The 25,462-nt window shown below is 43.3% G+C and carries 21 protein-coding genes; 5 read left to right on the top strand and 16 right to left on the bottom strand.

Annotated elements, in window-relative coordinates:
- Nucleotides 1–11 precede the first annotated feature (11 nt).
- The 9 genes from E0D70_RS04030 to E0D70_RS03990 form a co-directional block, all read right to left on the bottom strand.
- Nucleotides 12–1,160 (bottom strand): D-alanyl-D-alanine carboxypeptidase family protein, encoded by a 1,149-nt coding sequence (locus E0D70_RS04030; RefSeq protein WP_133010998.1) that lies wholly within the window; start codon nt 1,158–1,160, stop codon nt 12–14.
- An 85-nt stretch (nt 1,161–1,245) separates the two neighbouring features.
- Nucleotides 1,246–2,166 carry a septal ring lytic transglycosylase RlpA family protein gene (locus tag E0D70_RS04025; protein ID WP_338068568.1) on the bottom strand — a complete coding sequence of 307 codons (921 nt, stop codon included), beginning with the start codon at nt 2,164–2,166 and terminating at the stop codon, nt 1,246–1,248.
- On the bottom strand, nt 2,163–3,221 hold the full coding sequence (gene mltB / locus E0D70_RS04020; RefSeq protein WP_240536979.1) for a lytic murein transglycosylase B: 1,059 nt from the start codon (nt 3,219–3,221) through the stop codon (nt 2,163–2,165). The genes E0D70_RS04025 and mltB overlap by 4 nt, the downstream gene beginning before the upstream one ends.
- Nucleotides 3,218–4,339 (bottom strand): rod shape-determining protein RodA, encoded by a 1,122-nt coding sequence (gene rodA / locus E0D70_RS04015; protein ID WP_133010997.1) that lies wholly within the window; start codon nt 4,337–4,339, stop codon nt 3,218–3,220. The genes mltB and rodA overlap by 4 nt, the downstream gene beginning before the upstream one ends.
- The gene (mrdA, locus tag E0D70_RS04010) at nt 4,336–6,219 is read right to left on the bottom strand and encodes a penicillin-binding protein 2 (RefSeq protein ID WP_133010996.1); all 1,884 of its coding nucleotides are present in this window, start codon (nt 6,217–6,219) and stop codon (nt 4,336–4,338) included. Before mrdA ends, rodA begins: the two co-directional genes overlap by 4 nt.
- 11 nt (nt 6,220–6,230) lie before the next feature.
- Nucleotides 6,231–6,698, bottom strand: coding sequence for a 23S rRNA (pseudouridine(1915)-N(3))-methyltransferase RlmH (gene rlmH, locus E0D70_RS04005; RefSeq protein ID WP_133010995.1), 468 nt, complete (start codon nt 6,696–6,698; stop codon nt 6,231–6,233).
- A gap of 9 nt (nt 6,699–6,707) precedes the next feature.
- The gene (rsfS, locus tag E0D70_RS04000) at nt 6,708–7,061 is read right to left on the bottom strand and encodes a ribosome silencing factor (RefSeq protein WP_133010994.1); all 354 of its coding nucleotides are present in this window, start codon (nt 7,059–7,061) and stop codon (nt 6,708–6,710) included.
- The gene (nadD, locus tag E0D70_RS03995; protein WP_240536978.1) at nt 7,058–7,729 is read right to left on the bottom strand and encodes a nicotinate-nucleotide adenylyltransferase; all 672 of its coding nucleotides are present in this window, start codon (nt 7,727–7,729) and stop codon (nt 7,058–7,060) included. The genes rsfS and nadD overlap by 4 nt, the downstream gene beginning before the upstream one ends.
- Nucleotides 7,719–8,999, bottom strand: a complete 1,281-nt coding sequence (locus E0D70_RS03990) for a glutamate-5-semialdehyde dehydrogenase (protein ID WP_133010992.1) — start codon at nt 8,997–8,999, stop codon at nt 7,719–7,721. Before E0D70_RS03990 ends, nadD begins: the two co-directional genes overlap by 11 nt.
- 134 nt (nt 9,000–9,133) lie before the next feature.
- Between E0D70_RS03990 and tsaA the strand changes: the two genes are divergently transcribed.
- Together tsaA and E0D70_RS03980 are read left to right on the top strand one after the other, a co-directional pair.
- The gene (gene tsaA, locus E0D70_RS03985; protein ID WP_133010991.1) at nt 9,134–9,850 is read left to right on the top strand and encodes a tRNA (N6-threonylcarbamoyladenosine(37)-N6)-methyltransferase TrmO; all 717 of its coding nucleotides are present in this window, start codon (nt 9,134–9,136) and stop codon (nt 9,848–9,850) included.
- Nucleotides 9,851–9,861: 11 nt separating this feature from the next.
- Nucleotides 9,862–10,113 (top strand): hypothetical protein, encoded by a 252-nt coding sequence (locus E0D70_RS03980; RefSeq protein WP_133010990.1) that lies wholly within the window; start codon nt 9,862–9,864, stop codon nt 10,111–10,113.
- 134 nt (nt 10,114–10,247) lie between these two features.
- Here E0D70_RS03980 and rpsA read toward each other — a convergent pair whose 3' ends face one another.
- The 6 genes from rpsA to gyrA all read right to left on the bottom strand — a co-directional run bounded on the left by rpsA (nt 10,248) and on the right by gyrA (nt 20,007).
- Complete coding sequence (gene rpsA / locus E0D70_RS03975) at nt 10,248–11,930, bottom strand: 30S ribosomal protein S1 (protein ID WP_133010989.1); 1,683 nt, start codon at nt 11,928–11,930, stop codon at nt 10,248–10,250.
- A 163-nt stretch (nt 11,931–12,093) separates the two neighbouring features.
- Nucleotides 12,094–12,777 carry a (d)CMP kinase gene (gene cmk / locus E0D70_RS03970; protein WP_133010988.1) on the bottom strand — a complete coding sequence of 228 codons (684 nt, stop codon included), beginning with the start codon at nt 12,775–12,777 and terminating at the stop codon, nt 12,094–12,096.
- 19 nt (nt 12,778–12,796) lie between these two features.
- Nucleotides 12,797–15,037: a prephenate dehydrogenase/arogenate dehydrogenase family protein gene (locus E0D70_RS03965; RefSeq protein WP_240536977.1), complete on the bottom strand. Its 2,241-nt coding sequence runs from the start codon at nt 15,035–15,037 to the stop codon at nt 12,797–12,799.
- 20 nt (nt 15,038–15,057) lie between these two features.
- The gene (pheA, locus tag E0D70_RS03960) at nt 15,058–16,179 is read right to left on the bottom strand and encodes a prephenate dehydratase (protein ID WP_133010987.1); all 1,122 of its coding nucleotides are present in this window, start codon (nt 16,177–16,179) and stop codon (nt 15,058–15,060) included.
- A gap of 5 nt (nt 16,180–16,184) precedes the next feature.
- Nucleotides 16,185–17,264: a 3-phosphoserine/phosphohydroxythreonine transaminase gene (serC, locus tag E0D70_RS03955; RefSeq protein WP_133010986.1), complete on the bottom strand. Its 1,080-nt coding sequence runs from the start codon at nt 17,262–17,264 to the stop codon at nt 16,185–16,187.
- A gap of 70 nt (nt 17,265–17,334) precedes the next feature.
- A complete protein-coding gene (gyrA, locus tag E0D70_RS03950) occupies nt 17,335–20,007 on the bottom strand; it encodes a DNA gyrase subunit A (protein WP_133010985.1) in 2,673 nt (890 codons plus the stop codon).
- 346 nt (nt 20,008–20,353) lie between these two features.
- On the opposite strand from gyrA, the gene ubiG reads away from it, so the two are divergent.
- The 3 genes from ubiG to E0D70_RS03935 all read left to right on the top strand — a co-directional run bounded on the left by ubiG (nt 20,354) and on the right by E0D70_RS03935 (nt 24,841).
- Nucleotides 20,354–21,079, top strand: coding sequence for a bifunctional 2-polyprenyl-6-hydroxyphenol methylase/3-demethylubiquinol 3-O-methyltransferase UbiG (gene ubiG, locus E0D70_RS03945; RefSeq protein WP_133010984.1), 726 nt, complete (start codon nt 20,354–20,356; stop codon nt 21,077–21,079).
- 31 nt (nt 21,080–21,110) lie between these two features.
- Nucleotides 21,111–21,857: a YciK family oxidoreductase gene (locus E0D70_RS03940; protein ID WP_133010983.1), complete on the top strand. Its 747-nt coding sequence runs from the start codon at nt 21,111–21,113 to the stop codon at nt 21,855–21,857.
- 62 nt (nt 21,858–21,919) lie between these two features.
- Entirely contained in the window at nt 21,920–24,841 is a 2,922-nt protein-coding gene (locus tag E0D70_RS03935) for an insulinase family protein (RefSeq protein WP_133010982.1), read from the top strand.
- A gap of 8 nt (nt 24,842–24,849) precedes the next feature.
- Here E0D70_RS03935 and E0D70_RS03930 read toward each other — a convergent pair whose 3' ends face one another.
- The gene (locus tag E0D70_RS03930; protein WP_133010981.1) at nt 24,850–25,410 is read right to left on the bottom strand and encodes a hypothetical protein; all 561 of its coding nucleotides are present in this window, start codon (nt 25,408–25,410) and stop codon (nt 24,850–24,852) included.
- Between the last annotated feature and the right edge of the window lie 52 nt (nt 25,411–25,462).

Below are 25,462 nucleotides of genomic sequence, written 5' to 3'. Positions count from 1 at the left end.
ACCATTAAGGTCTAAAATAAATTCATGAAGAAGAGTTTAATTTTATCAAACATACGCTTAAAGAATCCACCCTGATCAACCGGTTCGAGAGCAACAACGTTTTTCTCCAACACAATATTTCCTGGTGTCCCTACAGTGATTTTACCTAAAACATCACCCACTTTAATCGGCGCTTCAAGCGTAGGGTTTAGTTGCAAGCTTGCTGGCAAAGAATCTGCATCTTGGCGAGGCAATGTCACTAATACATCGTTAGCAAAACCCACTTTGACTGTATTCTGGCTACCACCCCAAACACGCGCATTGCTTAGCACTTGTCCACGGCTGTAAAGCTTACGAGTTTCATAATATCTGAAACCGTAATCCAATAATTTTTGCGATTCACCGGCTCTCGCTTCATCAGATTTCGTCCCCATTACTACGGAAATTAGACGAGTGCCATTACGAACAGCGGAAGCGGCCAAACAGTAACCTGCGGCTTCAGTGTGACCTGTTTTCAAGCCGTCAACAGACTTATCACGCCATAAAAGACGATTTCGGTTAGGCTGGCGAATATTGTTGTAAGTGAAGTACTTCTCAGCATAAATAGGATAGTTTTCAGGGAACTGAGTAATCGTAGCTCGCGCTATAATCGCAATATCATGGGCACTAGAGTAATGACCATCAACTGGGTATCCCGTTGCATTTACAAAATGAGAGTCTTTCATTCCAAGCAGTTTTGCATGTTGATTCATCAAATCAGCAAAGGCAGATTCACTGCCTGCAATATGCTCTGCAATCGCTACTGTCGCATCGTTACCAGACTGTACGATCATACCTTGCATCAGTGTTTTTAAAGGGACCTTGGTTCCTTCGCGAACAAAGGTGCGTGAACCTTTCATGCGCCAAGCTTTCTTACTAATAGTGACTTGGTCCGTCATTGCTATATCACCTCGAGCTAACTCGTACTCAGTAATATAGGCCGTCATTAATTTGGTTAAGCTTGCTGGTGGCAATTTTTCATCAGCATTATGCGATACCAAAATATCACCAGTATAGGCATCCATAAGGATGTAGCTACTAGCGGCAATTTCTGGAGGTGCTGGAATTAGCGTAGGTTCTGCGTGAAGGACATTGGCGGTAATGCCCAGAAATACGGATAAAATAATTAGGAGTCGTTTCATGCTCTACAACATCTGGTTAAAAAAAGTTTACAAATAATACTAGAGGATATGACGAATCTCTAGCCCATGGAATTCGCCTTTACAGTTACATGGCAACTCGTACAGGCTTAGCAAACCCAGCTTTATGAAGTTTATCTTGCCAATTCGACAACTCAACATCACTTGCATAAGGCCCTACTAACACTTTATACAGAGCATCATTCTGTTTAACTATCTCGATATTCACTTGAGTATCAAAAACAGAAAATAGCTGCTGTTTCAAACGATTAGCCGCTTCTTTAGTTGAGAATGCACCCAGCTGTAAGTGCGTAAAAACCGGTGTTTCTTTCGTACTTTTCGGCACGCTAACAACAGGGCTAGGAGCCAATATAATCGGGGGATTAACCTCTTTTTTCGTCACTGATGACGAGGTAGGTTCCGCACGATACACACCACCTTTAGGCGGTGTGATAGCTTCTATTCTAACACGAGCCAAACCTTTTTTCTGATAACCTAACCGCACGGCCGCTGCATAAGAAAGATCTATTAATCGATTACCGTGAAAAGGTCCTCGATCATTGACCCTAACAATTACCGAGCGCTGATTATCAAGGTTCGTCACTTTCAAATACGTCGGTAAAGGAAGGGATTTATGTGCCGCTGAAAAAGCATACATATCATATGTTTCCCCATTTGAAGTAGTGTGTCCATGAAACTTCATCCCATACCAAGAAGCAGTCCCTTCCGCAACGTACCCTTTAGCGGATTTCATCACCCAATACTTCTTACCCCAAACCTCATAAGGACTTTTATTTCCTCCGCGGCTTTTGGACTCCCATTTAGGGACCAAATTAGGTAAATGATCCACTTTGACATCATGATCCGGAGCGTGATCTTTAAGGATAGTATAGCGTCCGCCAGCAGAAGCCTTATCATAGTCAGCAGAACTCATCGTATTACCAGTACAACCACTCAACAATACGACACTAAAGCTCACTAATAAAAAAACAAAACAACGATTAATCACTGCTCTCCTATACTCTTGGCAAGTTCCAATACAGACATTGCGTAACGCCTGCTTGGATTATAATCCATGATAGTGAAAAAGTTTTCATAAGCTAGCCAATAAGACGTCTTATCTTCAGCTGTACGCAATCCAATCAGCCCCATTTTCTCTGGTAAAAATGACTGGCTTGGCAATATATCTAACGTAGACCACTGCGCTGCCGTTTTGATTGGTTTACTATCAAAATTCACCCATTTTTTCACTGTTTCAGGGGATTTTACATTTGCCATAACCAAGCAAGGCTTATCGAATTCCCAACCATGATGTTTCAAGTAATTAGCAACACTGCCTATTGCATCAGCATCAGAATGCCAAAGATCAATTCGCCCATCACCATCATAATCAATTGCTAATTTGCGGTAATTAGAAGGCATAAACTGAACCATTCCCATAGCACCACTATAAGAGCCTTTAGTCGCACCAATGTTCCAACCATTTTCACGAGCAAGCAAAAGATAGGCTTTCAGCTCACTTTGAAAGTACTTTTGTCGTCTAGGGTAATCAAAAGCAAGCGTAGTTAAAGAAGTAAAGACATCTTGCGACCCTGTAATACGACCATAATAGGTTTCAACACCAATCAAAGACACGATAATATGCCAGTCGACACCGTATTCTTTTTCCGCTTTATCGAGCCAATATTTATTCTTTATGGCAAAAGCCTTACCGCTTTCTATCCGCTGACTGCTTACAAAACGAGTGCGATATTTGTAATAGGGAATGAGTACTTCAGGTTGATTATTAGATTTTTCAATCACCTTCTCACGAACTTTAATTCGAGAAAAAGCAAGCTCTAATCTTTTCTTATCAAAGTGATCGTTTTTTACTAAACGATCTATGAAAGCTTGCACCTGAGGGTTGGCTGCGTAAGAAGACGCTATGCTTTGTGGTGCATCTTCAAGTAATTCATTGCTTACTTTAAGCTCATCCCCTAATTCTCTACTTTTTGCTTGGTCTAAACTACTGCACCCAGCGAGGCCAAGCACTAGTAGTATTCCTACTGCTAGTTTTATCATCATCTTGCTCTTTTGTGTGTTTGCACTGACATAAGAATGCCAAAGGTTGCCATAATCGTTATGATCGATGTTCCACCATAACTCACTAGAGGCAAGGGTACCCCAACCACAGGTAAAATGCCTGATACCATGCCGATATTTACAAACATATAAACAAAAAATGTGAGTGTTAAACTACCAGCCAATAAGCGAGCGTAATTATCTTCAGCCGTACCTGCTATATATAAACCACGAGAGATAACCAAGAGATATGAGAAAATCAAAATACCGCAACCCAGCATGCCAAATTCTTCGCCAAGCACTGCGACAATGAAATCGGTATGGCTTTCAGGTAAGAAATTAAGTTGCGCCTGAGTCCCTTCTAACCACCCCTTGCCGTACAAACCACCGGAGCCAATGGCTGTTTTAGATTGAATAATATTCCAACCAGAGCCAAGGGGATCGCTTTCTGGATTTAAAAAAGTAAGTACTCGCTGGCGCTGATAATCATGCATAAAATGCCAGAGAGCATAACCCGCAGCAGGCGCTAAAACAGCAGCACTGACAATATAGCGCCACCCTAGACCTGCCAAAAATAAAACAAAAATACCGGACACTGCCACCAATAACGCGGTCCCTAAATCGGGCTGTTTAGCAATCATGACGACTGGAATCAAAATAAGCGCCAGCACAGACAACACTTCTTTGAACGTTGGTGGGAGCTGTCGATCAGAAAAGTACCAAGCAATCATCATTGGCATAAGGATTTTCATAATTTCGGAAGGTTGAAAACGCAACCCGCCAGGCAAAGCCAACCAACGCTGCGCCCCCTTTGCCCCCACACCAAAAAGTAGCACGCCGATCAGCAGCAAAACCAAGAAAACAAATAACGCCGGAGATGCCCTACGCATGTACTTAGGTGGCAGTTGCGCCAAACCCAGACAAACTCCCATGCCAATGCAGAAACGGACACCTTGTCGCTCTACCATAGCCATATCTTCGCCAGAAGCAGAATAAAGCACAACTAGACCGCCAGCCATCAATAACAGCAGCGCGCCCAAGAGCAATATATCAACGTGGATCAGTTTCCAAAGACGAGCGTTAGCAAAAGTAAGCGCCCTCTTATAAACATTATCAGTCACTGATTTTTACCTTTTAAATAGTCGTAACGTTTTGGATATTTACCATCGATATAGGCATCAAAAATCTTTTTCGTTAAATCAGCTGGTAAAGCGGCACCGCCGCCATTTTCGAAAATGGCAAAAATCGCAATTTTAGGTTTTTCTACAGGTGCAAATGCAATAAACAACCCATGGTCATGAAGTCGCTTGACTAACTTATCTGCCTCGTACTCTTCACCATCTTGCAGACTGAAAACCTGACCAGTCCCTGTTTTACCCGCAATCGTATAATCCGTACCTTGCAAGCGACGACCAGTGCCTTTAGGGTCAGTGATAACTTTGCTCATGGCGGTTACTATCTTTTCCCAATTACTTTGGTCTTTGAGAATAATATTATGCACCCCACCAGAATCACCTTGGAAAGTAGCCGGCTTACCACCTATCGTCCTAGCCATACGCGGATAATAATAATGCCCACGTGCGGCAATAGCGGAAACCGCTGTTGCCATTTGTATCGGCGTCGCCACCATAAAGCCCTGACCAATACCAATATTTACTGAGTCACCTGGGTACCAAGGCTGGTTATACTTGGCGCGCTTCCACTCTTTAGATGGCAACAAACCCACACTAGCGCCATCAAGATCTAATAACGTGCTCTTACCAAAGCCAAAGCGCGATAAAAAATCATGAATAGGTGTCACGCCCATTTTATTTGCCAGCTGATAAAAATAGGTATCCACTGATTCAATAATAGCGCGCTGCAAATTAATCCAACCATGACCACCACGCTTCCAATCACGGTAGCGACGACCGCCTGGATTGATTTGATAATAGCCTCGAGCAAAATAGCGTTCAGTCCAAGAAGAAAAACCATATTCAAGCCCAGCCAGCGCCATAAAAGGCTTGATTGTTGAGGCCGGCGGGTACCCTCCTCGCAATGCACGATTAAACAAAGGCAGTTCTTTAGAATTACGCAGAGTAGAATAATTTTTGTAAGAGATTCCCCTCACAAATAAATTAGGATCAAACCCTGGTTTAGATACCAAGGCCAAAATGCCGCCCGTATTGGGGTCAATAGCAACGACAGAGCCTTTATAATCGCCCATCAAGTCATAGGCATATTGCTGTAGTCGTGCGTCCATATAAAGGTGAATATTCTTACCTGGAACAGGGTTGACCTGACTAAGCTCTTCCATGATACGACCACGGGCATTCACTTCTACTTTTTTAATACCAGCTTTACCAAATAAAGTGCTTTCGTAGTAACCTTCAACACCGGTTTTCCCGATAAACAAAGCGCCTTGATAAGCTTGCTTATCTACACGCTCTAAATCCTTGGAAGTAATGCGCCCAACATAGCCGATAGAGTGAGCAAAGGCTTTATCTTTTCCATAAGGGTAATATCGAGTTAGCTGCGCTTCGACTTGAACACCATCAAGCTTATAAAGGTTAACAGCAATTCTGGCCCACTGCGCATCAGTGAGTTGTGATTTTAAGGTAATAGATTGGTAAGGGCGACGATACTCTTTTAACTTTTCGTCAAACTGATCCCATTCGTCTTGGCTAATATCAATCATGCCCGAAAGCGTTTTTTTCAACCAAGGCAGACTCTTAATCCGTTCAGGAGTGACTGTTAAACTGTGTATAGGACGGTTATCAGCAAGCACAACACCATTGCGATCATAAATAAGCCCACGTGGCGGTGGCATAGTGACCAGCATCACGCGGTTCTCATCTGATTTAGTTTGATAAAGCTTGTACTGCACAACTTGAAGATAGAATAAGCGCGCCATCAAAACACCGGCTAAGAGCAACACCAAGAGCCCTGCGATAATAATACGCGATTGCGTCAGTGTTTTTTCTTTGCGGTAATTACGAAAATTTTGATGTCGACGACTCACCGAATTACCCTCTATCTGTGATACGGATGATTATTCATTAAGGTCCAAGCACGGTATATTTGCTCAGCAAGAATAATCCGTACCATAGGGTGCGGAAGTGTTAAACGAGATAATGACCAGACTTGGTCTGCTCTAGAAGTACAGCGAGGGTCCAGCCCATCAGGCCCACCCACTAACAAACTGACATTGTAGCCGTCCATTCGCCATTGTTCTGTTTGATCGGCTAATTGCGCTGTTGACCACTCTTTACCAAGCACTTCCATCGCGATAACTTTATCACCCTGGGGAATCGCATCGAGCATCAAATCACCTTCTTTGCGAATTGCTTTAGGAATATCGGTATTTTTCCCTCGTGGCGACATAGGAATTTCTACCAATTCTAAAGCAAAATCTTTGGGTAACCGTTTGGCATAATCATCATAGCCTTGTGTTACCCATTTCGGCATCTTTGTACCAACAGCAATCAATCGAACACGCATTTCAGAGCCTTACATTACTTCTGGTTTAATGTCCCAAAGCTTTTCTAGATCATAAAATGCTCTAGCTTCTTCCGTCATCACATGAACGACAACATCATGCAAGTCTACCAAGACCCAATCACTGCCTGACCCACGACCTTCAAAACCCAATGGCTGAAGTCCTTTAGATTTCAGATGCACGATGACATTTTGACCCAAGCCATTAACATGACGCTTAGAGGTACCAGTACAAATGACCATATAGTCCATCATGTCTGTGTGCTTTGAAACATTCAACACAGTGATCTTATCACCTTTGACATCTTCCAGTGCTTCCACTGCTAAAGCTAAGATTTGATCTGCTGTGAGATTAGGCTGACTCATAAAGTTACGATATCCTGATATAATTTATTTTCTATTATGTATGTTTGTACGGGCTCTGGTAGCAGATACGCAATGGATTCCTGTTTATTACACAAGATCCTTATCATGCTGGAAGAAATCTCCAAAGATGGCAGCATTTCTAGCCAAACAGAGCCTGAGGGCGCGCATTGTAACTCATGCGATGAAGCGGCACGATAGTTTTCGCAGAAAGCGCTCAATTCTGAGATTAATTCTGGCTCCCAACCAGGTCGAGAAACGACCAAGATGTGCGCATATTCAATTAATTTTCGCCATTCAGCCCAAGTCGGTAGTGATAAAAAGCTGTCCATTCCCAATACCATAATCAATGGCACATCCGGTCCGATTTCGGCTCGAATATCTCTCAAGGTATCAATTGAGTAACTCGGCCCCGCTCTTAAGATCTCTCTTGAATCTACCGCCAATCTAACATCGCTAGAAATAGCCATTTTAGCCATTTCCAAACGTTGCTGAGCGGTGACACTGGGTAGCCCTTTATGAACAGGTTGAAAACAAGGAATCAACTTCATCGCCTTGAAATTAAAACGATCTAAAATCTCCACGGCTACTCTTAAATGACCATTATGAATAGGATCAAATGTCCCACCCATAATGGCCACACCAGAAGACTTTTTTGTTTTAATTGTCACGCGTATGACCATCACCTAAAACTATGTATTTCTGACTGGTTAAACCAATCAAGCCAACGGGGCCGCGAGCGTGTATTTTATCCGTAGAAATACCAATTTCTGCCCCTAGACCATATTCAAAGCCATCTGCGAACGCTGTGGATGCATTCACCATTACAGACGATGAATCCACCTCTGCCATAAAGGCCCGAGTCTTTGAATAATCTTGAGAAACGATCGCATCTGAATGGTGCGAGCCATAGTGATTAATATGAGCGATCGCTTCATCCATATCTGTCATTATTTTAATTGATAATTTAGGGGCAAGGTATTCGGTAAACCAATCTTCTTCTGTGGCTACGCCAATTGTTATCTGCGATGCAACGGATTTGGCAACGATAAGTCGAGTCGTTTCACAACCGACGAGCTCAACCCCTTTTTCATGAAACGCCGACACCAGTGTTGGCAACACTTCTGCCGCAATCGCCTGATGAATCAACAAAGACTCCATCGCATTACAAACACCATAGCGACGCGTTTTTGCGTTTATCGCTATATTGAACGCTTTTTCTAAATCTGCCTCATCATCAATATAGACATGGCAATTACCATCCAAATGCTTAATGACAGGAATTCGAGCATCACGACTGATGCGCTCAATTAATCCCTTACCACCTCGAGGTACTATCACATCAACATAGTCTGGCATGGTAATTAATTTGCCTACGGCGTCACGGTCAGTGGTATTTAATACTTGCACCGCATGCTCAGGCAAACCAACAGCATTCAAACCAGCTGAAACCGCCTTGGCAATGGCTTGATTCGAATAGAAAGCCTCAGATCCACCTCTTAAAATGGTAGCGTTGCCGGATTTTAAACACAGACTTGCCGCATCAATCGTAACATTTGGACGAGATTCGTAAATGATACCAACAACACCTAAAGGCACTCGCATTTTTCCCAATTGAATACCAGAAGGTCTATAAAGCATATCGGTTATCTCACCAATAGGATCAGGCAAAGCCGCCACCTGCCTAAGACCTTCAATCATGCCGTCAATACGAGCATCATTAAGTAATAAACGGTCTAATAACGCAGCGTCTAACCCTTTTTCTTTACCATTTTTAATGTCTTTAGTATTTTCTTCTATTAGTCGAGGTCGAGCATTTTCTAACGCGTCAGCCATCGCCAATAACGCACTATTTTTATGTTCTGTGGAAGCTTTTACAAGCAAACGAGAAGCGGCTCTCGCTTGCTGACCAATTTGATTCATATAGGATTCTAAAGACATTTTTAATCTCTAATTACGTTAATAAGTAGTATCGATAGCAGTAAAGTTTATCGTGTGGGCAACCATATAATCAGTATACTAACACAAACTATTTAATCCTTTAGTCTTGAATTTGATCATAAAAAGGAAGCACCTTGTCTGTTCCACTACATTTTAACCTAGCCACCGTTGGCATCGTTCACTCATGCTACAAAGAAAAATTTGGCATCCCCAGACAACCGGGACTGGTCACGGAAGCGACCGCAAGAATAGAACTACTTCCTCCATACAACAGACTAGACACATTAAGTGGGTTAAGTGATTTTTCCCATATCTGGATTCAGTTCATTTTTCACGCCACCATGAGCGAAAACTGGAAAGCCAAAATACGTCCACCACGATTAGGCGGAAAAATTAAAATGGGGGTTTTTGCCACTCGTGCCACGCATAGACCAAACCCGATAGGGTTGTCTGTCGTAAAACTTGGCAAAATCTACCAGGAAAACAGCAAAATATTTATCGAGTTACACGGAGCGGATTTACTAGATGGCACGCCAGTTTTAGATATAAAGCCATATATTCCTTATGCCGACAGCATTCCAGATGCTCAAGGTGGCTTCGCACCACAAGCGGACAACACCACCAAGGTAGTTTTTTCTGAGCTGGCCAACATCCAATGCGCACACTACCAATCATTGCATCAACGAGATATTAAGACTTTAATTAAACAGATTGTTGAGCAAGACCCTAGGCCATCCTACTTACAGAATAAAGAAGGCAAAGAGCATGGTATAAGTTTGTGGGATTTGAACATTAGATGGCGAGCCCATCCAGAGCATTTTGAAATACTCCATATTGAGCACACCCAATAAGGACAACTAAGATGAATAAAAAAGACTTCTTAAAGACGTACAAGAATATCGATAAATTAAAACAAGCGGACGATTCTAAAAGCGAGAAAACTCCGCCACTGTACCGCTCTCCTTATGATGAAAAGCTCATCAAAGACATGCATTTTGCAAAATTTCAGAAGAACCTTCAGCAAACTCAAAACAATGACTCACTGAAACAGTTATTAGAAAAAGAAAACTGGGACGAAGAAGACACAAAGACACTGCTAAAATCACTCCGATAACAGGTCACACAGAGTCTATACCCACAGTTATCCACATGTTTTATGTATAGTTTTCTTGTCAACGCGTTATCGTAATTTTGACATAAAAAAAGCGGGCCTAAGCCCGCTTTTTAATAGCTAATGAAAATCAAAACTTAGTTTTGGTTTTCTAGTTGTGCTTTGATCAAATCACCGATAGTGGTAGGACCGTTCGCTTCAACTTGTTGCTTCTCAGAATGATTCTTAAGAGCAGTTTTTTCTTCAGTTGCATCTTTCTGCTTGATAGAAATTGTAATAGTACGAGCTTTACGATCAACACTAATGATCGCTGCTTCTACTTTATCGCCTTCTTTCAATACTGTTGTTGCATCTTCAACGCGCTCACGGCTAATTTCAGATACTTTCAAAGTAGCTTCAATGCCTTCAGCTAGAGTAACAACCGCACCTTTAGCATCAACAGAAGAGACAACACCGTTTACGATAGTGCCTTTGTCGTTTTCAGCAACGAAACCAACAAATGGGTCTTCTTCAAGTTGTTTAACGCCAAGAGAAATACGCTCGCGCTCTGCATCGATAGACAATACAACAGTTTCAAGAACATCACCTTTCTTGTATGCACGAACTGCGTCTTCACCTGTTTCTTCCCAAGATAGGTCAGAAAGGTGTACAAGGCCGTCAATGCCGCCGTCAAGACCAATGAACACACCAAAGTCAGTGATAGACTTGATTGCGCCAGAGATTTTGTCGCCTTTGTTGAAAGATGTAGCAAATTCTTCCCATGGGTTCATGGTGCACTGCTTGATACCCAAAGAGATACGACGACGTTCTTCGTCGATATCAAGAATCATAACTTCAACTTCATCACCGATCTGAACTACTTTAGATGGGTGGATGTTTTTGTTAGTCCAATCCATTTCAGATACGTGAACTAGACCTTCTACGCCTTCTTCAAGTTCTGCGAAGCAACCGTAATCAGTCAAGTTAGTAACTTTAGCCGTTACTTTAGTACCTTCTGGGTAACGCGCTTTGATAGCTACCCATGGATCTTCACCCAATTGCTTAAGACCTAGAGACACACGGTTACGCTCGCGGTCAAATTTAAGGACTTTAACATCGATTTCATCGCCAACAGCAATGATTTCGCTTGGGTGCTTAATGCGTTTCCAAGCCATGTCAGTGATGTGTAGAAGACCATCAACACCACCAAGATCAACGAACGCACCGTAGTCTGTAAGGTTCTTAACGATACCTTTAACTTCTTGGCCTTCTTCTAGAGAAGCAAGTAGTGTTTCGCGTTCAGCGCTGTTAGTCGCTTCCATAACGGCACGACGAGATACAACAACGTTGTTACGTTTTTGATCAAGCTTGATAAGTTTGAACTCTAGATCCACACCTTCTAGGTGAGACGTGTCGCGGATTGGGCGAACATCTACCAAAGAACCAGGTAAGAAAGCACGGATATTAGCGATATCAACTGTGAAGCCACCTTTGACTTTACCATTGATAACACCATTGACGATGGCGCCTTCTTCGTAGGCTTTTTCAAGAACAGCCCAAGTTTCAGCACGTTTCGCTTTTTCACGAGACAATTTAGTCTCGCCGAAACCATCTTCAACAGCTTCAAGTGCAACTTTAACTTCGTCACCGACTTTAACGTTGAACTCACCACTTTCCGTTAGGAACTGAGCACGAGGAATTACGCCTTCAGATTTAAGACCTGCATGAACAGTTACCCACTCGCTGTCAATATCAACAACAAGACCGGTAACAATTGAGCCTGGCGCCATTTCGACGGTTAACAGGCTTTCTTCAAACAGTTCTGCGAAGCTTTGAGTCATTGTATTTCCTATATAGTTGACCAAAAAATCTTGGTCTTATCCGTATCACCAGCAAATACGGGTCAGTTTTTATGATTGTTGCGATAAGAGCGTTGCTGGTCTCCCACCGACTTGAATAACATTTAATCTATTCTAGCACATTTAACACACACAAAAGAACAGGTTATATAAGACCAGCCTTTGCTGTTTCAGCAAATACCATCTCAACCACCTGATCTATTGTAAGTTCAGTACTATCTATAACTAGGGCGCCTGCTGCAGGCACTAAAGGCGCGATGGCTCGGTTGGCATCACGCTCATCTCTTTCTTTTATAGATTTTACTAATTCTTCAAAATTAACCACGGCACCTTTCTGCTCCAATTGAAGCAAACGTCTTTGCGCTCGCTCCTCTGCAGAGGCCGTTAAAAAGACTTTAATTTGTGCATCAGGAAACACAACAGTCCCCATATCACGCCCATCCGCAACCAACCCTGGAGTCTGTGCAAAAGCACGCTGACGCAACAATAAACCTTCTCGAACTTCAGGAATAGCCGCTAATTTAGATGCATTATTACCCACTTCTTCGGTTCTAATCGCCTGGGTAACAATTTCACCTTCTAAAATAATTTCAACTTTACCATCTTCCGCTTGCTCAAACTGAATATCCAAATGCTCAGCCAGCACCTTTAATGTTTCTGCATCGTCTACTGACATACCATGGTGAGACACAGCCAACGCCAACAATCGATACAATGCACCGCTATCAAGCAAACGCCATCCCAGTTTCTCTGCGATTAGCTGGCTGACAGTGCCTTTACCGGCACCACTTGGACCATCTATCGCGATGACTGGAGCTTGATTTATCATAAACATTCCTCTTCAATTACTACTGCATTACCGCACAATGAAAACCCAACTGTGCCGTAATACTCTCTAATTCGTTAAATTCTTCTAATAATTTCTGACAATCATTTACCTTGGTTATTTCTTTACTGCGCAAACCAAGCGTCAGCATAGCCAAAGCCAAACGATCGTCACCAGCACAGTCCACTTCACCACCCGATGGCATACCACCAGTGATTAATAAATTACCTGAGCTGTATTCACATACGATGCCAACATGCATTAATGCATCAATTAAAGACAAAATACGATCTTCATAATAATACGGTAAATCAGACACACCTCGTATTACACTAACACCAGAAGCATAAGCCGCCGCCACACAAACAAACGTCAACTCTTCACGCAAACAATAAACCTCGTCAGCACTGAGTTCAAAAGAAGATAATGGCGAAAATGAAACATTCACCGTACCAACAGAAAACCCACCTGACGCTTTTTCTATAATCCGAAGATTCGCCCCAATCCTTTTCAAAAAAGGCAAATAAGGTGATGCCATTTCACCAATCAACGCATTCTGAATACTCAATCTTGAACCCGGCGATAGCGCGGCAGACAGTGCTAACCAAGCCGTTTGATTAACATCTCCCGGCAACTCAATATCCGTTCCTTGCGGTGTTGTTGGCACCAGACTGACAACACGGTCGTCAATTGCAATATCAAGACCAAAACATGAAAACAAGGTTTTTATCTGCGACACACCCTGTCTACAGGCACGGAACTCAGAACCCTTTGGGCAATACAACATGGCAAACATAGCCGCAGCATGTAGCTTTTTCGAGCCATTACTTAATACTAAAGACACTCGCTGCGAATTTGATGGGGCCAAGGATACTGGCAAACAATCCGCAGTAGCCGTCATTACGTGACCACCCATGGAGCGTGCAATATCAAACAATTCTTTCATCGGCTGATTCAACAAAGCCCCTTCACCGATTAAAGTAACAGGAAAGCTTTGACCCGCTAAAACAGGCAACAAAAGAGACAAACTCACGCCAGACTGATGCACATTGATCGGTGCAATAGGTGCTTGCAACCCTTTCAAACCAACACCATGAACCCTTAGCTGATTGGAAGCAACCTCTTCAATGACTACCCCCATATCCCTAAAGGCCTGCATGGTCACACGAACATCGCCAGTCAAATCGACATTACGCAAATGACTCACACCATGAGACAGACTCGCTAGCGTAATCGCTTTATGTGACAATAACTTGTCACCTGATAAAGAAACATCTCCCTTTATCGATGAGGCCGGTGCAACACTGATAGTGACAGGCTTTACTTCTTTAATGACTTTAGAAGTACGCTGCTCTAATAATCTTAAAAAATGATCTCGCGCAGACTTTGCTCGGGTAAAAACACCAAACATACTCGCACCATCACCCTGTTCGATGGCAGACCTCATGACCGATAATCGCTCAGTAAAGTGATCTAAGGTCGCTAATGTTGCGTCTTTATTAGATAAGAAAACATCTCGCCACATGACAGGATCGCTTGACGCAATACGCGTAAAATCACGAAACCCACCCGCAGCAAATTTGAATACATCTTGACTACGATCACTGTTAGCTAATGCATCAACCAATGTATAAGCAAGCAAATGTGGCAAATGGCTAGACGACGCTAAAACATGATCATGATGCTCAACATCCATACTCACCACATCAGCACCAACCGCCACCCACAATTGATGCAACCGATCCAACAAAACCGGATCACTGCTGACCAAAGGCGTCACAATCGCCATGTGCTTTTCAAACAACTGAGAATTAGCGGCTAATACACCACTTTTTTCCGCACCTGCAATAGGATGACTCGGTATAAAATTCGCAGGCACTTCACCAAAGACTTTTTTGGCGGCACTGATTACACTGCCTTTCGTAGAGCCCACATCGGTCAGCAGAGTCGTCGCTTTTAAATACGGCTGTATTTCTAATAGCACGGACTCCATAGCTCTAACGGGAGTCGCTAAAATGATCACATCCATGCGCGCAATGTATTCTTCTGTCAGAGCAGCAGGATGATCAATAACACCTGTCGACACACCTAAGGCCAACTCACCTTCTCTACGGTCTGCACCGTAAAGCGTGGCCAAACCTCTTTCTTTTAGCGCCTTGGCAAAAGAGCCACCAATCATGCCAAGCCCGACAATCAATACACTACCGAACGGCTTAACCTCCTGGAGAAGATCAAGCACGCTTTCTGAATCATTTCTATTCACAAACAACACCAACCATTAGACTAAAGAACGGCAATCGGGTAAGAGCCAAGCACCTTCACTTCAGACGCTCGAGCTCTTAACTCTTCAATTACCGCCTGACAACCTTCGTCTTGATAATGACCAACAAAATCGATGTAAAAGATATATCCCCAACGACTCATCAGTGAAGGTCTTGTTTCAAGGCGGGTCATATCAACACCATGACGCTCAAACGCCTCCAACAAACGATATAGAGCACCCGGCTCATTTTTCGCACTGATCAACAAGGAGGTTTTATCTTTACCACTCGCTGGTACATCCTGATTCCCAACAATCAAAAAGCGCGTCGTGTTATCAGGACGATCTTCTATATTGGCAGATATCGTCATCAGACCATACAATTCACACGCCACTTCACCCGCAATGGCCGCTACAGCACGACCGTTCTTGCCCGCTTCTGCCGCAAGACGTGCCGCTTCTGCATTAGAACTCACCGCCACGCGCTCGGCATGTGGCCAATAACGATCCAACCAAGCACGACATTGCGCCAATGATTGTTGATGCGAGTAAATATGCGTCACTTCATCCGCATTACTATGCGGACTCACTAACAAATGGTGATGGATACGCACTTCCACTTCACCACAAATTTTTAATTGCGAATCTCGAAAGCTGTCCAAGGTGTGATTTACCACACCTTCAGTGGAATTCTCAACTGGCACCACACCATAATTGGCCGCGCCAGACTCGACTTCACGAAACACCTCATCAATCGCCGCCATCGGCGCACTGACAATAGATTTACCGAAGTGCTTCAATGCCGCCTGCTGCGTAAAGGTCCCTTCTGGCCCCAAAAACGCAATGCGCATCGGCTTTTCAAGCGCCAAGCAAGAAGACATAATTTGACGAAAGATCTTCGCCATTTCTTCATTGCCAAGCGGCCCTTCATTGCGCTCCATTACGCGACGCAATACTTGAGCCTCGCGCTCTGGACGATAAAACACCACGGCGTCGCCACCTTGATCAGCCAACTTCACTTCTGCTACTTTTTGAGCACACTGAGCTCGTTCATTAATCAATGATTGAATTTGCGAGTCGATCGAATCAATTCGATCCCTGAGCAAAGGCAGTGTTTCAGGCACAGACTGTTTCGTATTTGCCATAATAATTATCCGTGACGCTGTTCAAAAGAATGCATGAAGTCGATCAAGGCTTGCACCCCTTCCATCGGCAAAGCGTTATAAATACTCGCACGCATACCACCGACAGAACGATGGCCTGCTAAGGTTCTCAAACCGGCCGCTTCTGACTCTTCTAAGAACAAGGCTTCAAGAGACTCATCCGCCAACACAAAAGGCACATTCATACGCGAACGATACGCAGGGTCGATCGGATTAGAATAGAAACTGCTTTCGTCAATCGCACGATACAAGGCCTCAGCCTTACGGATATTGGCTTGCTCAATGGCGCCTACACCGCCTTGATTTTCCAACCACTCAAACACCAAGTCCGCTAAGTAAATCGCGAAAGTAGGTGGAGTATTGATCATCGAATCATTTGCCGCCAAATTTGCAAAATTCCACGTTGTCGGCAAGTCATCACTGCTGCGCGCCAACAAGTCTTTACGAATAATACAAATAACCACACCCGCCGGGCCCACGTTTTTCTGAGCGCCCGCGTAAATCAAACCGTATTTGCTAACGTCTATTTTACGAGACAAAATAGTAGACGATAAATCCGCTACAATCGGCAAAGACGTTTCTGGTAATTCAGAAAACTCCAAACCACCAATGGTTTCATTCGGACACAAATGCAGATACGCCGCACTTTCATCCAATACCAAAGAAGCAAAATCAGGTACAGTTTGGTACTTCTGCTTTTTAGAAGACGCTACCACATTAACCTGACCGTATTTTTTTGCTTCTTTAATTGCCTTGGTGGACCATGCGCCCGTATCCAAGTAACAAGCCGAGTCAAAGCCATTCATTAGGTTGGCAGGAATCTGTGCAAACAAGGTAGACGCGCCACCCTGTGCAAACAAGATTTCATAGTCATCACTAATATCCAGCAACCGCGTCAAACGCGCTTTTGCCGAAGCAAGAATAGACATGAACTCAGCACTACGGTGACTCATTTCCATTACGGAAACGCCAGCGCCATGCCAATCCAACAATTCAGACTGCGCTTTCTTTAGAACTTCTTCAGGGAGTGCAGCTGGACCAGAACAAAAATTATAAACTCGGCTCATCCTGTTTTTTACCTCTAGTATCCAGGATCTAACTTAAACAAAAGCGACGCACCAAGGTGCGCCGCTTTTATTACTCTTTGTCTTCGGTGGTATCAGGCGTCTCACCAGAAGCAGTAGTCGGCGCTGCCGCCTCATCTACTCCAAGCTCTTCACCCTCTTCCACATCACCTTCATCGTCCTCGACAACACGAACCACACCCACTAGGTGTTCATCATTTGTGAGGCGAATCAAGGTAACACCTTGTGTGTTTCGACCTTGACAAGAGACTTCGGTGACGCGCGTACGAACCAAGGTTCCTTGATCTGTGATCAAGATAATCTCATCCGTTTCGTCCACTTGAGTCGCACCAACCACTGGGCCATTACGCTCAGACACTTGGATACCGATAACCCCTTGACCACCACGACCATAGACAGGGAAGTCGTCAATCGCAGTACGTTTACCATAACCATTTTCACAGGCCATCAAGACGGCAGCGCCTTCTTGAGGAACGATCAAAGAAACCACTTTAGCGTCTTCGCCTAAACGAATACCACGAACACCTGCTGCAGTACGACCCATGGCACGAACATCGCCTTCAGAGAAACGAATCGTTTTACCAGAGCTAGATACCAACATAATGTCATCATTGCCAGTTGTTTGAGCAACACCCACAAGGGCATCCGTCTCATCCAAGCTCAATGCAATCAAACCGGTAGAACGAGGGCGAGCAAAATGCTCCATCGCCGTTTTCTTAACCGTACCGTTAGCAGTTGCCATAAAGATGTAGCTGCTTGCTTCTTGAGCGTCTTCATCAACTTCTGCATCAGCATCTGACTTTTCTGGCGCCGTCAGTGGTAGCAATGCTGAAATATGTTCGCCTTCAGCCAGTGGCAACAAGTTAACAATCGGACGACCTTTCGAGTTACGACTGGCCGTTGGAATCTCAAACACTCGCAACCAGTACACTTTACCGAAGTTACTAAACAGCATAACCGTGTCATGACTGCTTGTTACCAACAAATGACTAATGTGATCTTCGTCTTTCATGGCTGAAGCAGATTTACCACGACCGCCACGGCGCTGAGCTTTGTATTCTTCTAATGGTTGAGATTTCGTATAACCTGTATCCGAAATAGTCACAACCATAGGCGCTTCATCAATCAAATCAGCAATCGTCAAATCTTGACGAGAGGTTAAGATCTCAGTTCGACGCACATCACCAAAAGAATCACGAACATCCTCTAACTCTTCACGAATAACTTCCATCAAACGATCAGGGTTAGACAAGATTTCCAACAGTTCAGCAATCAACTCAATCAGCGCTTTGTATTCCGCCATGAGCTTTTCGTGCTCTAACCCTGTTAAACGATGCAGACGTAAATCAAGAATAGCTTGCGCTTGGTCTGGAGAAAGGTGGTAAGCACCATCAACAAAACCATATTGCACATCCAGATCATCAGGACGACACGCATCAGAACCTGCTCGCTCCAGCATTGCCATTACATTGCCTGGCTGCCAAGATTCCGCAACAATTCTTTCTTTTGCTTCAGCCGAGGTTGGCGACATTCTGATCAATTCAATAACACGATCGATATTGGCCAGAGACACTGCCAAACCTTCCAGAATGTGACCACGTTCACGCGCTTTGCGAAGCTCGAAGATAGTACGACGAGTCACCACTTCACGACGGTGTTTAACGAAACATTCAAGAATTTGTTTCAGGTTAAGCAATTGTGGACGACCATCTACCAAGGCCACCATATTGATACCAAAAACAGACTGTAGCTGTGTTTGAGTGAAAATATTATTTACCACTACGTCTGGATTTTCACCGCGACGCAATTCAATAACAATACGCATGCCGTCTTTATCAGACTCATCACGCAATTCACTAATACCTTCTAGCTTTTTGTCTTTTACCAGCTCAGCGATTTTTTCAATGACTTTCGCTTTGTTCAGCTGATAAGGAATTTCAGTGAAAACGATGGATTGGCGATTGCCCTTTTCCATGTCTTCAAAATGATGACGAGCACGCATATAAATGCGGCCGCGACCTGTTTTATAAGCCTCGACAATACCCGCACGACCATTAATAAAGGCCGCTGTTGGGAAGTCAGGCCCAGGCACATGCTCCATCAACTCTTCGATAGTAATGTCAGCATTATCAATGACAGCTAAGCAGCCATCGATTATTTCCCCTAGATTATGAGGGGGAATATTTGTCGCCATACCAACAGCAATACCTGCAGAACCATTTACTAATAAAGCAGGCACTCGTGAAGGCATTACTGACGGCATAAACTCTGTACCATCATAGTTAGGTACAAAATCTACAGTTTCTTTCTCAAGATCCATTAATAGATGATGAGCAATTTTCGCCATACGAATTTCGGTATAACGCATTGCTGCAGCACTATCACCATCAACGGAACCGAAGTTACCTTGGCCATCAACCAATGTATAACGCATGGAAAAAGGCTGAGCCATCCGTACGATAGTGTCATAAACTGCGACATCACCATGTGGATGGTATTTACCGATCACATCACCGACGATACGCGCGGATTTTTTGTACGGTTTATTCCAATCGTTTTTCAGTTCATTCATCGCGAACAAAACACGACGATGGACAGGTTTTAAACCATCTCGTACGTCTGGTAATGCACGCCCAACAATTACGCTCATTGCGTAATCTAGGTAGGAACCCTTTAGTTCGTTTTCGATACTGACGGGAATAATTTCTTTGGCTAATTCACCCATAGATACAACCGATCCTTATGCCTCGGAGTCTGACAGACGCCCTGATATCTTTTTATAAGCGCTGCATTGTATCATAAGGAAATAAATAACACCTCTGCGACAGGATCTTTTGTTTGCTAATTGGCGACTAATTCAAGACCTTCAATTTGACACATTTTAAGACTCGATTCAGACCATTAACTGACAAAGAAACCGTAAGCAAGCTAAGTTTCCTATTGGTTGCCTCTATTGATCTCGCTATAATACAAAGATTACTTTGGCCAATCCGCCACTAAATGGCAGACATCTATCCAAATCAACACCCTAGATGCCAAAAAGCGCCCTACAACACCACTGGAAATTAACCATGACCAACACAAAAGAACAGCACAACAATGTCGATTTTACTGAAGTGGCTAAATTTGAAGCGCTAGCCAGTCGTTGGTGGGATACCGAAAATGAATTCAAACCTCTACACGACATCAACCCATTACGAGTCGACTACATTAACGAACGCGCAGACCTCTCTGGCAAAAAAGTAATCGATGTAGGTTGTGGTGGTGGCATATTGTCAGAAGCCATGGCAAAACTAGGCGCTGACGTAAAAGGCATCGATATGGGCGAAGCACCGCTGGCCGTCGCCAAGCTGCACTTAGAAGAATCTAAACTCGACATCGATTACGAAAGAATCACTGCCGAAGAGATCGCGGCTCGCGAAGCCGGCACTTACGACGTCGTCACCTGCTTAGAAATGCTTGAGCACGTACCTGATCCAGCGTCTGTTATCACAGCATGCATGACTCTTGTAAAACCCGGCGGCCATGTGTTCTTCTCTACTATCAACCGCAATCCCAAGGCGTATTTATTTGCGATCATTGGCGCTGAATATATCTTAAACATGCTACCTAAAGGCACTCACGACTACGCCAAATTCATTCAGCCTGCCGAACTTAATAATTACGCACGACAAGCAGGACTAGAAGTCTCTCATATGACAGGATTGACTTATAACCCAATCACTAAGCAATATAAGCTAACGGACAAAGACGTGTCTGTGAATTACATGGTGCATACTCAAAAACCCAACCTGTAATTGATAAAAACAAAGAGATAAAGGAGGCGTTATGTTTGATTATCAAGCCCCAGAGCAACTACTCAAAGACAAGATAATTCTGGTTACTGGCGCAGGAGATGGTATTGGTAAAACCGCCGCTCTCACCTACGCACAACATGGCGCTACCGTTGTCTTATTAGGCAGAACCACTAAAAAGCTAGAAGCGGTTTACGACATCATTGAAGCGAAAGGCTACCCACAAGCCGCCATCGTACCCCTCAATCTAGATGGCGCCAATGAGCATGATTTTGTGGAGCTAGCCACTACACTAGAAAATGAATTCGGACACTTAGATGGCATTTTGCACAACGCCAGCTTACTAGGAGAACGAACACCACTCGAAACTTATGACGCCGAAACGTTCGACCAAGTCATGAAAGTCAACGTGTTCAGCCAGTTCATGATGAACCAAGCTCTCATCCCCTTACTAAAGGTAGCCCCTAGCGCATCTATTGTATTTACAACGTCCAGTGTGGGTAGAAAAGCAAGAGCTTATTGGGGCGCTTACTCTATCTCAAAATTTGCCACAGAAGGAATGATGCAACTGCTCGCGGATGAATTAGAAAACACCTCCAACATTCGCTGCAACGCCATCAATCCAGGCGCCACTCGCACCGCAATGCGCGCCTCAGCCTATCCTGCAGAAAATCCGGACACCCTTCCTACACCAGAAGATATAATGCCCGTTTACCTGTATTTAATGGGCGCTGATAGCCAAGGCATCAATGGAAAATCATTAGATGCTCAAATAAAATAAAATTGCACGCAATGGGAATCCTTCCATTGCGTGCCCATTAACAATTCAGCTACCATGCTGAAATGACATTATCACCTAGAGCACTAATTAATTTACTTATTTTTTCATTTGCAACCATCGGCATTCATTCTTATGCCGTAGCAGATAGCCCACCATCGCCTACACCCCATTCCCTTCCCAACAAGGCAACAAGCGATAAGAACAACTACAATTTACTTACTCTTAAAAACGGATTGCGCGTCATTCTTGTCAGTGATCCCGAAGCAGAACGCTTTGCAGCGTCAATGGCGATTAATGTTGGCAGCTATCAAGACCCTAAAAACCAACAAGGTTTGGCTCATTTCCTAGAGCATATGCTACTTTTAGGAACAAAAAAATTCCCGACGCCTGGCGAGTACCAATCCTACATCAGCAATCATGGCGGAACTTATAACGCCTACACCAGCATCAACTCTACAAATTTCTTTTTCGACATACAAAAAAATAACTATGAAGGCGCTATTGACCGCTTCTCTCAATTTTTCATATCGCCACTATTAAGCTCATCCTCTGCACAGAGGGAGAAAAATGCCGTTAATGCTGAATACAAAGCAAAACTGACCAGTGAACGCCGAAGACTCAACCAAGCCTTCAAAACCCTACTAAATCCAGATCACCCTCAAAGCAAATTTACTGTAGGAAGCCTCAGCACACTAAAGGACAGACCGCATAACCCGTTACACCAGCAACTACTAAAACTCTACAAACAAAACTATGTCGCCAGCAACATGGCCTTAGTATTAGTCGCCAATTTACCTTATATTCAACTCGAAGCACTGGCCGAAAAGTATTTTTCAGCAATACCATCAGGAGAGATTAAAAAAAGATCACCAGCCCCTCCTTTACTTAAGGCTGGCATGCCTCAGCTGCAATTCACGCGACCGAATATCAATAGCAACATGCTGTCTTTCTGCTATCAAATTGACAGCCAAAACAAAAACTTTCGCACGCGCCCAGCTCGCTATTTATCATATTTACTGGGAAATGAAAGCAAAGGGTCGCTTTATGCCTCACTGAAAGACAAAGGACTTATAAACAGCCTAGATAGCAGCCTCTCACCCGATTACGAAAAAAATGCTTTATTCTGCACAAGAATACGTTTAACGGATAAAGGCAACCAACAAATAAACGACGTTGCACAAGCATTTTTTGCAACCATCGATACCATTAAATCCACCCCTATCAACCCCACCTATCTAGATGAAGACTTAATACTTAGCAAGTTAACTTACGATTACCACAACTACATAGAACCTCAAGCTCTCGCAAAACTGTTGTCTTCAAGAATGCTATCGATCCCCCTGAAAGACACCTTAAGCAGCTTTAGAATCGAAAAATCAGCCAGTGAAGAAGTCATCACTCACATCTTGAACGAACTAAATAGCAAAAATCTTTTAGTACAACTTTCCACCCAGCAGAAACTTCCAACGTCGTGGGCAAAAGAGCCACTAAAATGGCAGACAGAACCTTGGTATCAGAGTCAGTACAGTAACAACCAATTTAGCCAAAGCTTTTTAAATATCGTACATTTATCGGCAAAAAGTACGCTCGTTACGCTGCCTAGGAAAAACCCATTTATCCCCAAAACGCTGACATTAATCGATGAACAAGATGCAACACCACACGTCATTTATCAGAAAAAAGATTTTGTATTTTGGCATAAGGCAGACACCAGCTTTAAAAAACCAACTGGCATCAACTTTCTGGCCATTCGGTTTAAAAATGCAGCTAATACAGCTAAGCACACCGCATTAAATTACCTATGGACCAGAACGTTTAACGACAGCATCAGTGACTCAACTTACGAGCCGTATATTGCCGGACTAGGTTATAGCTTATATCCCCATTTAAATGGCATCACCATAAACACCACAGGCTACTCCGGTAAACAAGGGGACTATTTAGTTTGGCTTGTCGATCAACTTTTCTTATTTCGTCCAGATCAAGAAGACTTTGAACGCATAAAATCTCAACTTCAAAAAGATCTTGATAACCAAAAAAGTCGCCAAGCCTATCAAGGTGCTAATATGGCACTCAATTCGCTCATTACAAAAAATAATTTCACGACCAAAGAGCTAGAAAAAGCCCTTCAACATTTATCTTTAAATGATCTACAAAACTTTATTAAAGAGGCCAAAAGCAGCTTTGATGTTATTGCCTACAGTACCGGCAACCTATCTAAAAGCAGCACAATACAACTAGCAAAAACACTTCACGCGCGCTTTACTGGCAGATTAGCAGATCAGATACCAAGACCTGTAGAAACGAAACATCTAGTACCACAAGAAAAAATTGAATATCGCTTTCCATCTATTAGTAAAGACAGCACCATCCTTTATTCACTAATTGATACAGACCCTCAAACAGCCAAAAAAACGGAATACGAAGCAACACTACAAATGTCGTATTTTTCTATCTTATGCAATATTCTGAATAGCCGTTTCTACAACCAACTTCGAACCATTCAACAACTAGGCTACATTGTTGCAGTGGAGGATTTAAGCACCCGCAACACCCCTATTTTGGGATTTTTAATACAGTCTCCTAATAAAGACTCCACCACCATTATAAAAGCCATTGAAAAATTCATTCATACACAAGCAATACTATTGCAATCATTACCTCAAGAAGATTTCCAGAATGCTAAAAACAACCTACTTCATAACTTAAAGAACAAAGCGAGAAACTTAGGCGATAACGCCTACGACGAATGGCATGAAATCGCCAAACACCAACAAGATTTCGACCATAAAAAACAAGCTATTCAAGTTGTAACAGAGATGACACAGAAAGGATTTGTTCAATATATCAAGCAAAAGATAGAAGAAGGCAACACCGCAAAGATACTCATTCACAATAAAGCATTAGATAAGAATGTACTTTTAAAAGGAAAGTGGGAAAAAGCTCAACCAGAGGGCAACAATCTTATGTTAGAAAAACCATAAGATAAGATTCAACCGCCTATCAATTTCTCCAACTTATCTTCTTGTGTCGCAACAGGCTTAGACTTTGTCGTCGACGTTGCACCAGAATTATTTGGTCTCACTTCTGAAAATTCGCCTGTATCTAGCGTATTGGACTGAGCTGTATTTGCCCCCTGAGCCTTATCAAGTTTATTAAGCTGATCACCAAACACACCGATTTCAGGCATCATCCGCAAGCGCTTTTCTTGAATATCGTCCGGTATGTGACCAGTGAATAAAACGGTAAATGGCGCGTCTTTAGTTCGCTTATTCACTTCGTCGTAAATGGCTTGTTCTCTGGCTGCAATGGTTTTGCGTTCTAGATAAGAGCGATCATCCCCGGTATCGGTGACAACAACATTTAGACCCAATGGCGAAGCTTTCTTCTGCTCTGCAGGAATAATTGCCACCTTATCTGGCGAATTAAGCACAACTTGATGACGACCATGAATCACCTGATTTCCATAAATAATATCCACAGGCTGAATCTCGACCGTTTGTGCAAAGGTCATTAATGGATACAAAAACGCAACGCCTATAATTTTTTTCATAACCACCCCAAATGCAGAGTCCATACTATAAGAGATAATCAAACAATAAAAA

It is taken from the genome of Marinomonas flavescens, assembly GCF_004352835.1.
Taxonomy (GTDB): domain Bacteria; phylum Pseudomonadota; class Gammaproteobacteria; order Pseudomonadales; family Marinomonadaceae; genus Marinomonas; species Marinomonas flavescens.
Note: the sequence above shows the minus strand (reverse complement) of the source record. Positions and strands in the feature narration are given on the sequence as shown.

What these genes read in the sequence shown, in the direction of transcription:
- E0D70_RS04030 (WP_133010998.1), bottom strand. Translation starts at nt 1,160, where the DNA reads ATGAAACGACTCCTAATTATTTTATCCGTATTTCTGGGCATTACCGCC.
- mltB (WP_240536979.1), bottom strand. Translation starts at nt 3,221, where the DNA reads ATGATGATAAAACTAGCAGTAGGAATACTACTAGTGCTTGGCCTCGCT.
- rlmH (WP_133010995.1), bottom strand. Translation starts at nt 6,698, where the DNA reads ATGCGTGTTCGATTGATTGCTGTTGGTACAAAGATGCCGAAATGGGTA.
- rsfS (WP_133010994.1), bottom strand. Translation starts at nt 7,061, where the DNA reads ATGAGTCAGCCTAATCTCACAGCAGATCAAATCTTAGCTTTAGCAGTG.
- E0D70_RS03990 (WP_133010992.1), bottom strand. Translation starts at nt 8,999, where the DNA reads ATGTCTTTAGAATCCTATATGAATCAAATTGGTCAGCAAGCGAGAGCC.
- E0D70_RS03980 (WP_133010990.1), top strand. Translation starts at nt 9,862, where the DNA reads ATGAATAAAAAAGACTTCTTAAAGACGTACAAGAATATCGATAAATTA.
- rpsA (WP_133010989.1), bottom strand. Translation starts at nt 11,930, where the DNA reads ATGACTCAAAGCTTCGCAGAACTGTTTGAAGAAAGCCTGTTAACCGTC.
- cmk (WP_133010988.1), bottom strand. Translation starts at nt 12,777, where the DNA reads ATGATAAATCAAGCTCCAGTCATCGCGATAGATGGTCCAAGTGGTGCC.
- pheA (WP_133010987.1), bottom strand. Translation starts at nt 16,179, where the DNA reads ATGGCAAATACGAAACAGTCTGTGCCTGAAACACTGCCTTTGCTCAGG.
- serC (WP_133010986.1), bottom strand. Translation starts at nt 17,264, where the DNA reads ATGAGCCGAGTTTATAATTTTTGTTCTGGTCCAGCTGCACTCCCTGAA.
- gyrA (WP_133010985.1), bottom strand. Translation starts at nt 20,007, where the DNA reads ATGGGTGAATTAGCCAAAGAAATTATTCCCGTCAGTATCGAAAACGAA.
- ubiG (WP_133010984.1), top strand. Translation starts at nt 20,354, where the DNA reads ATGACCAACACAAAAGAACAGCACAACAATGTCGATTTTACTGAAGTG.
- E0D70_RS03940 (WP_133010983.1), top strand. Translation starts at nt 21,111, where the DNA reads ATGTTTGATTATCAAGCCCCAGAGCAACTACTCAAAGACAAGATAATT.
- E0D70_RS03935 (WP_133010982.1), top strand. Translation starts at nt 21,920, where the DNA reads ATGACATTATCACCTAGAGCACTAATTAATTTACTTATTTTTTCATTT.
- E0D70_RS03930 (WP_133010981.1), bottom strand. Translation starts at nt 25,410, where the DNA reads ATGAAAAAAATTATAGGCGTTGCGTTTTTGTATCCATTAATGACCTTT.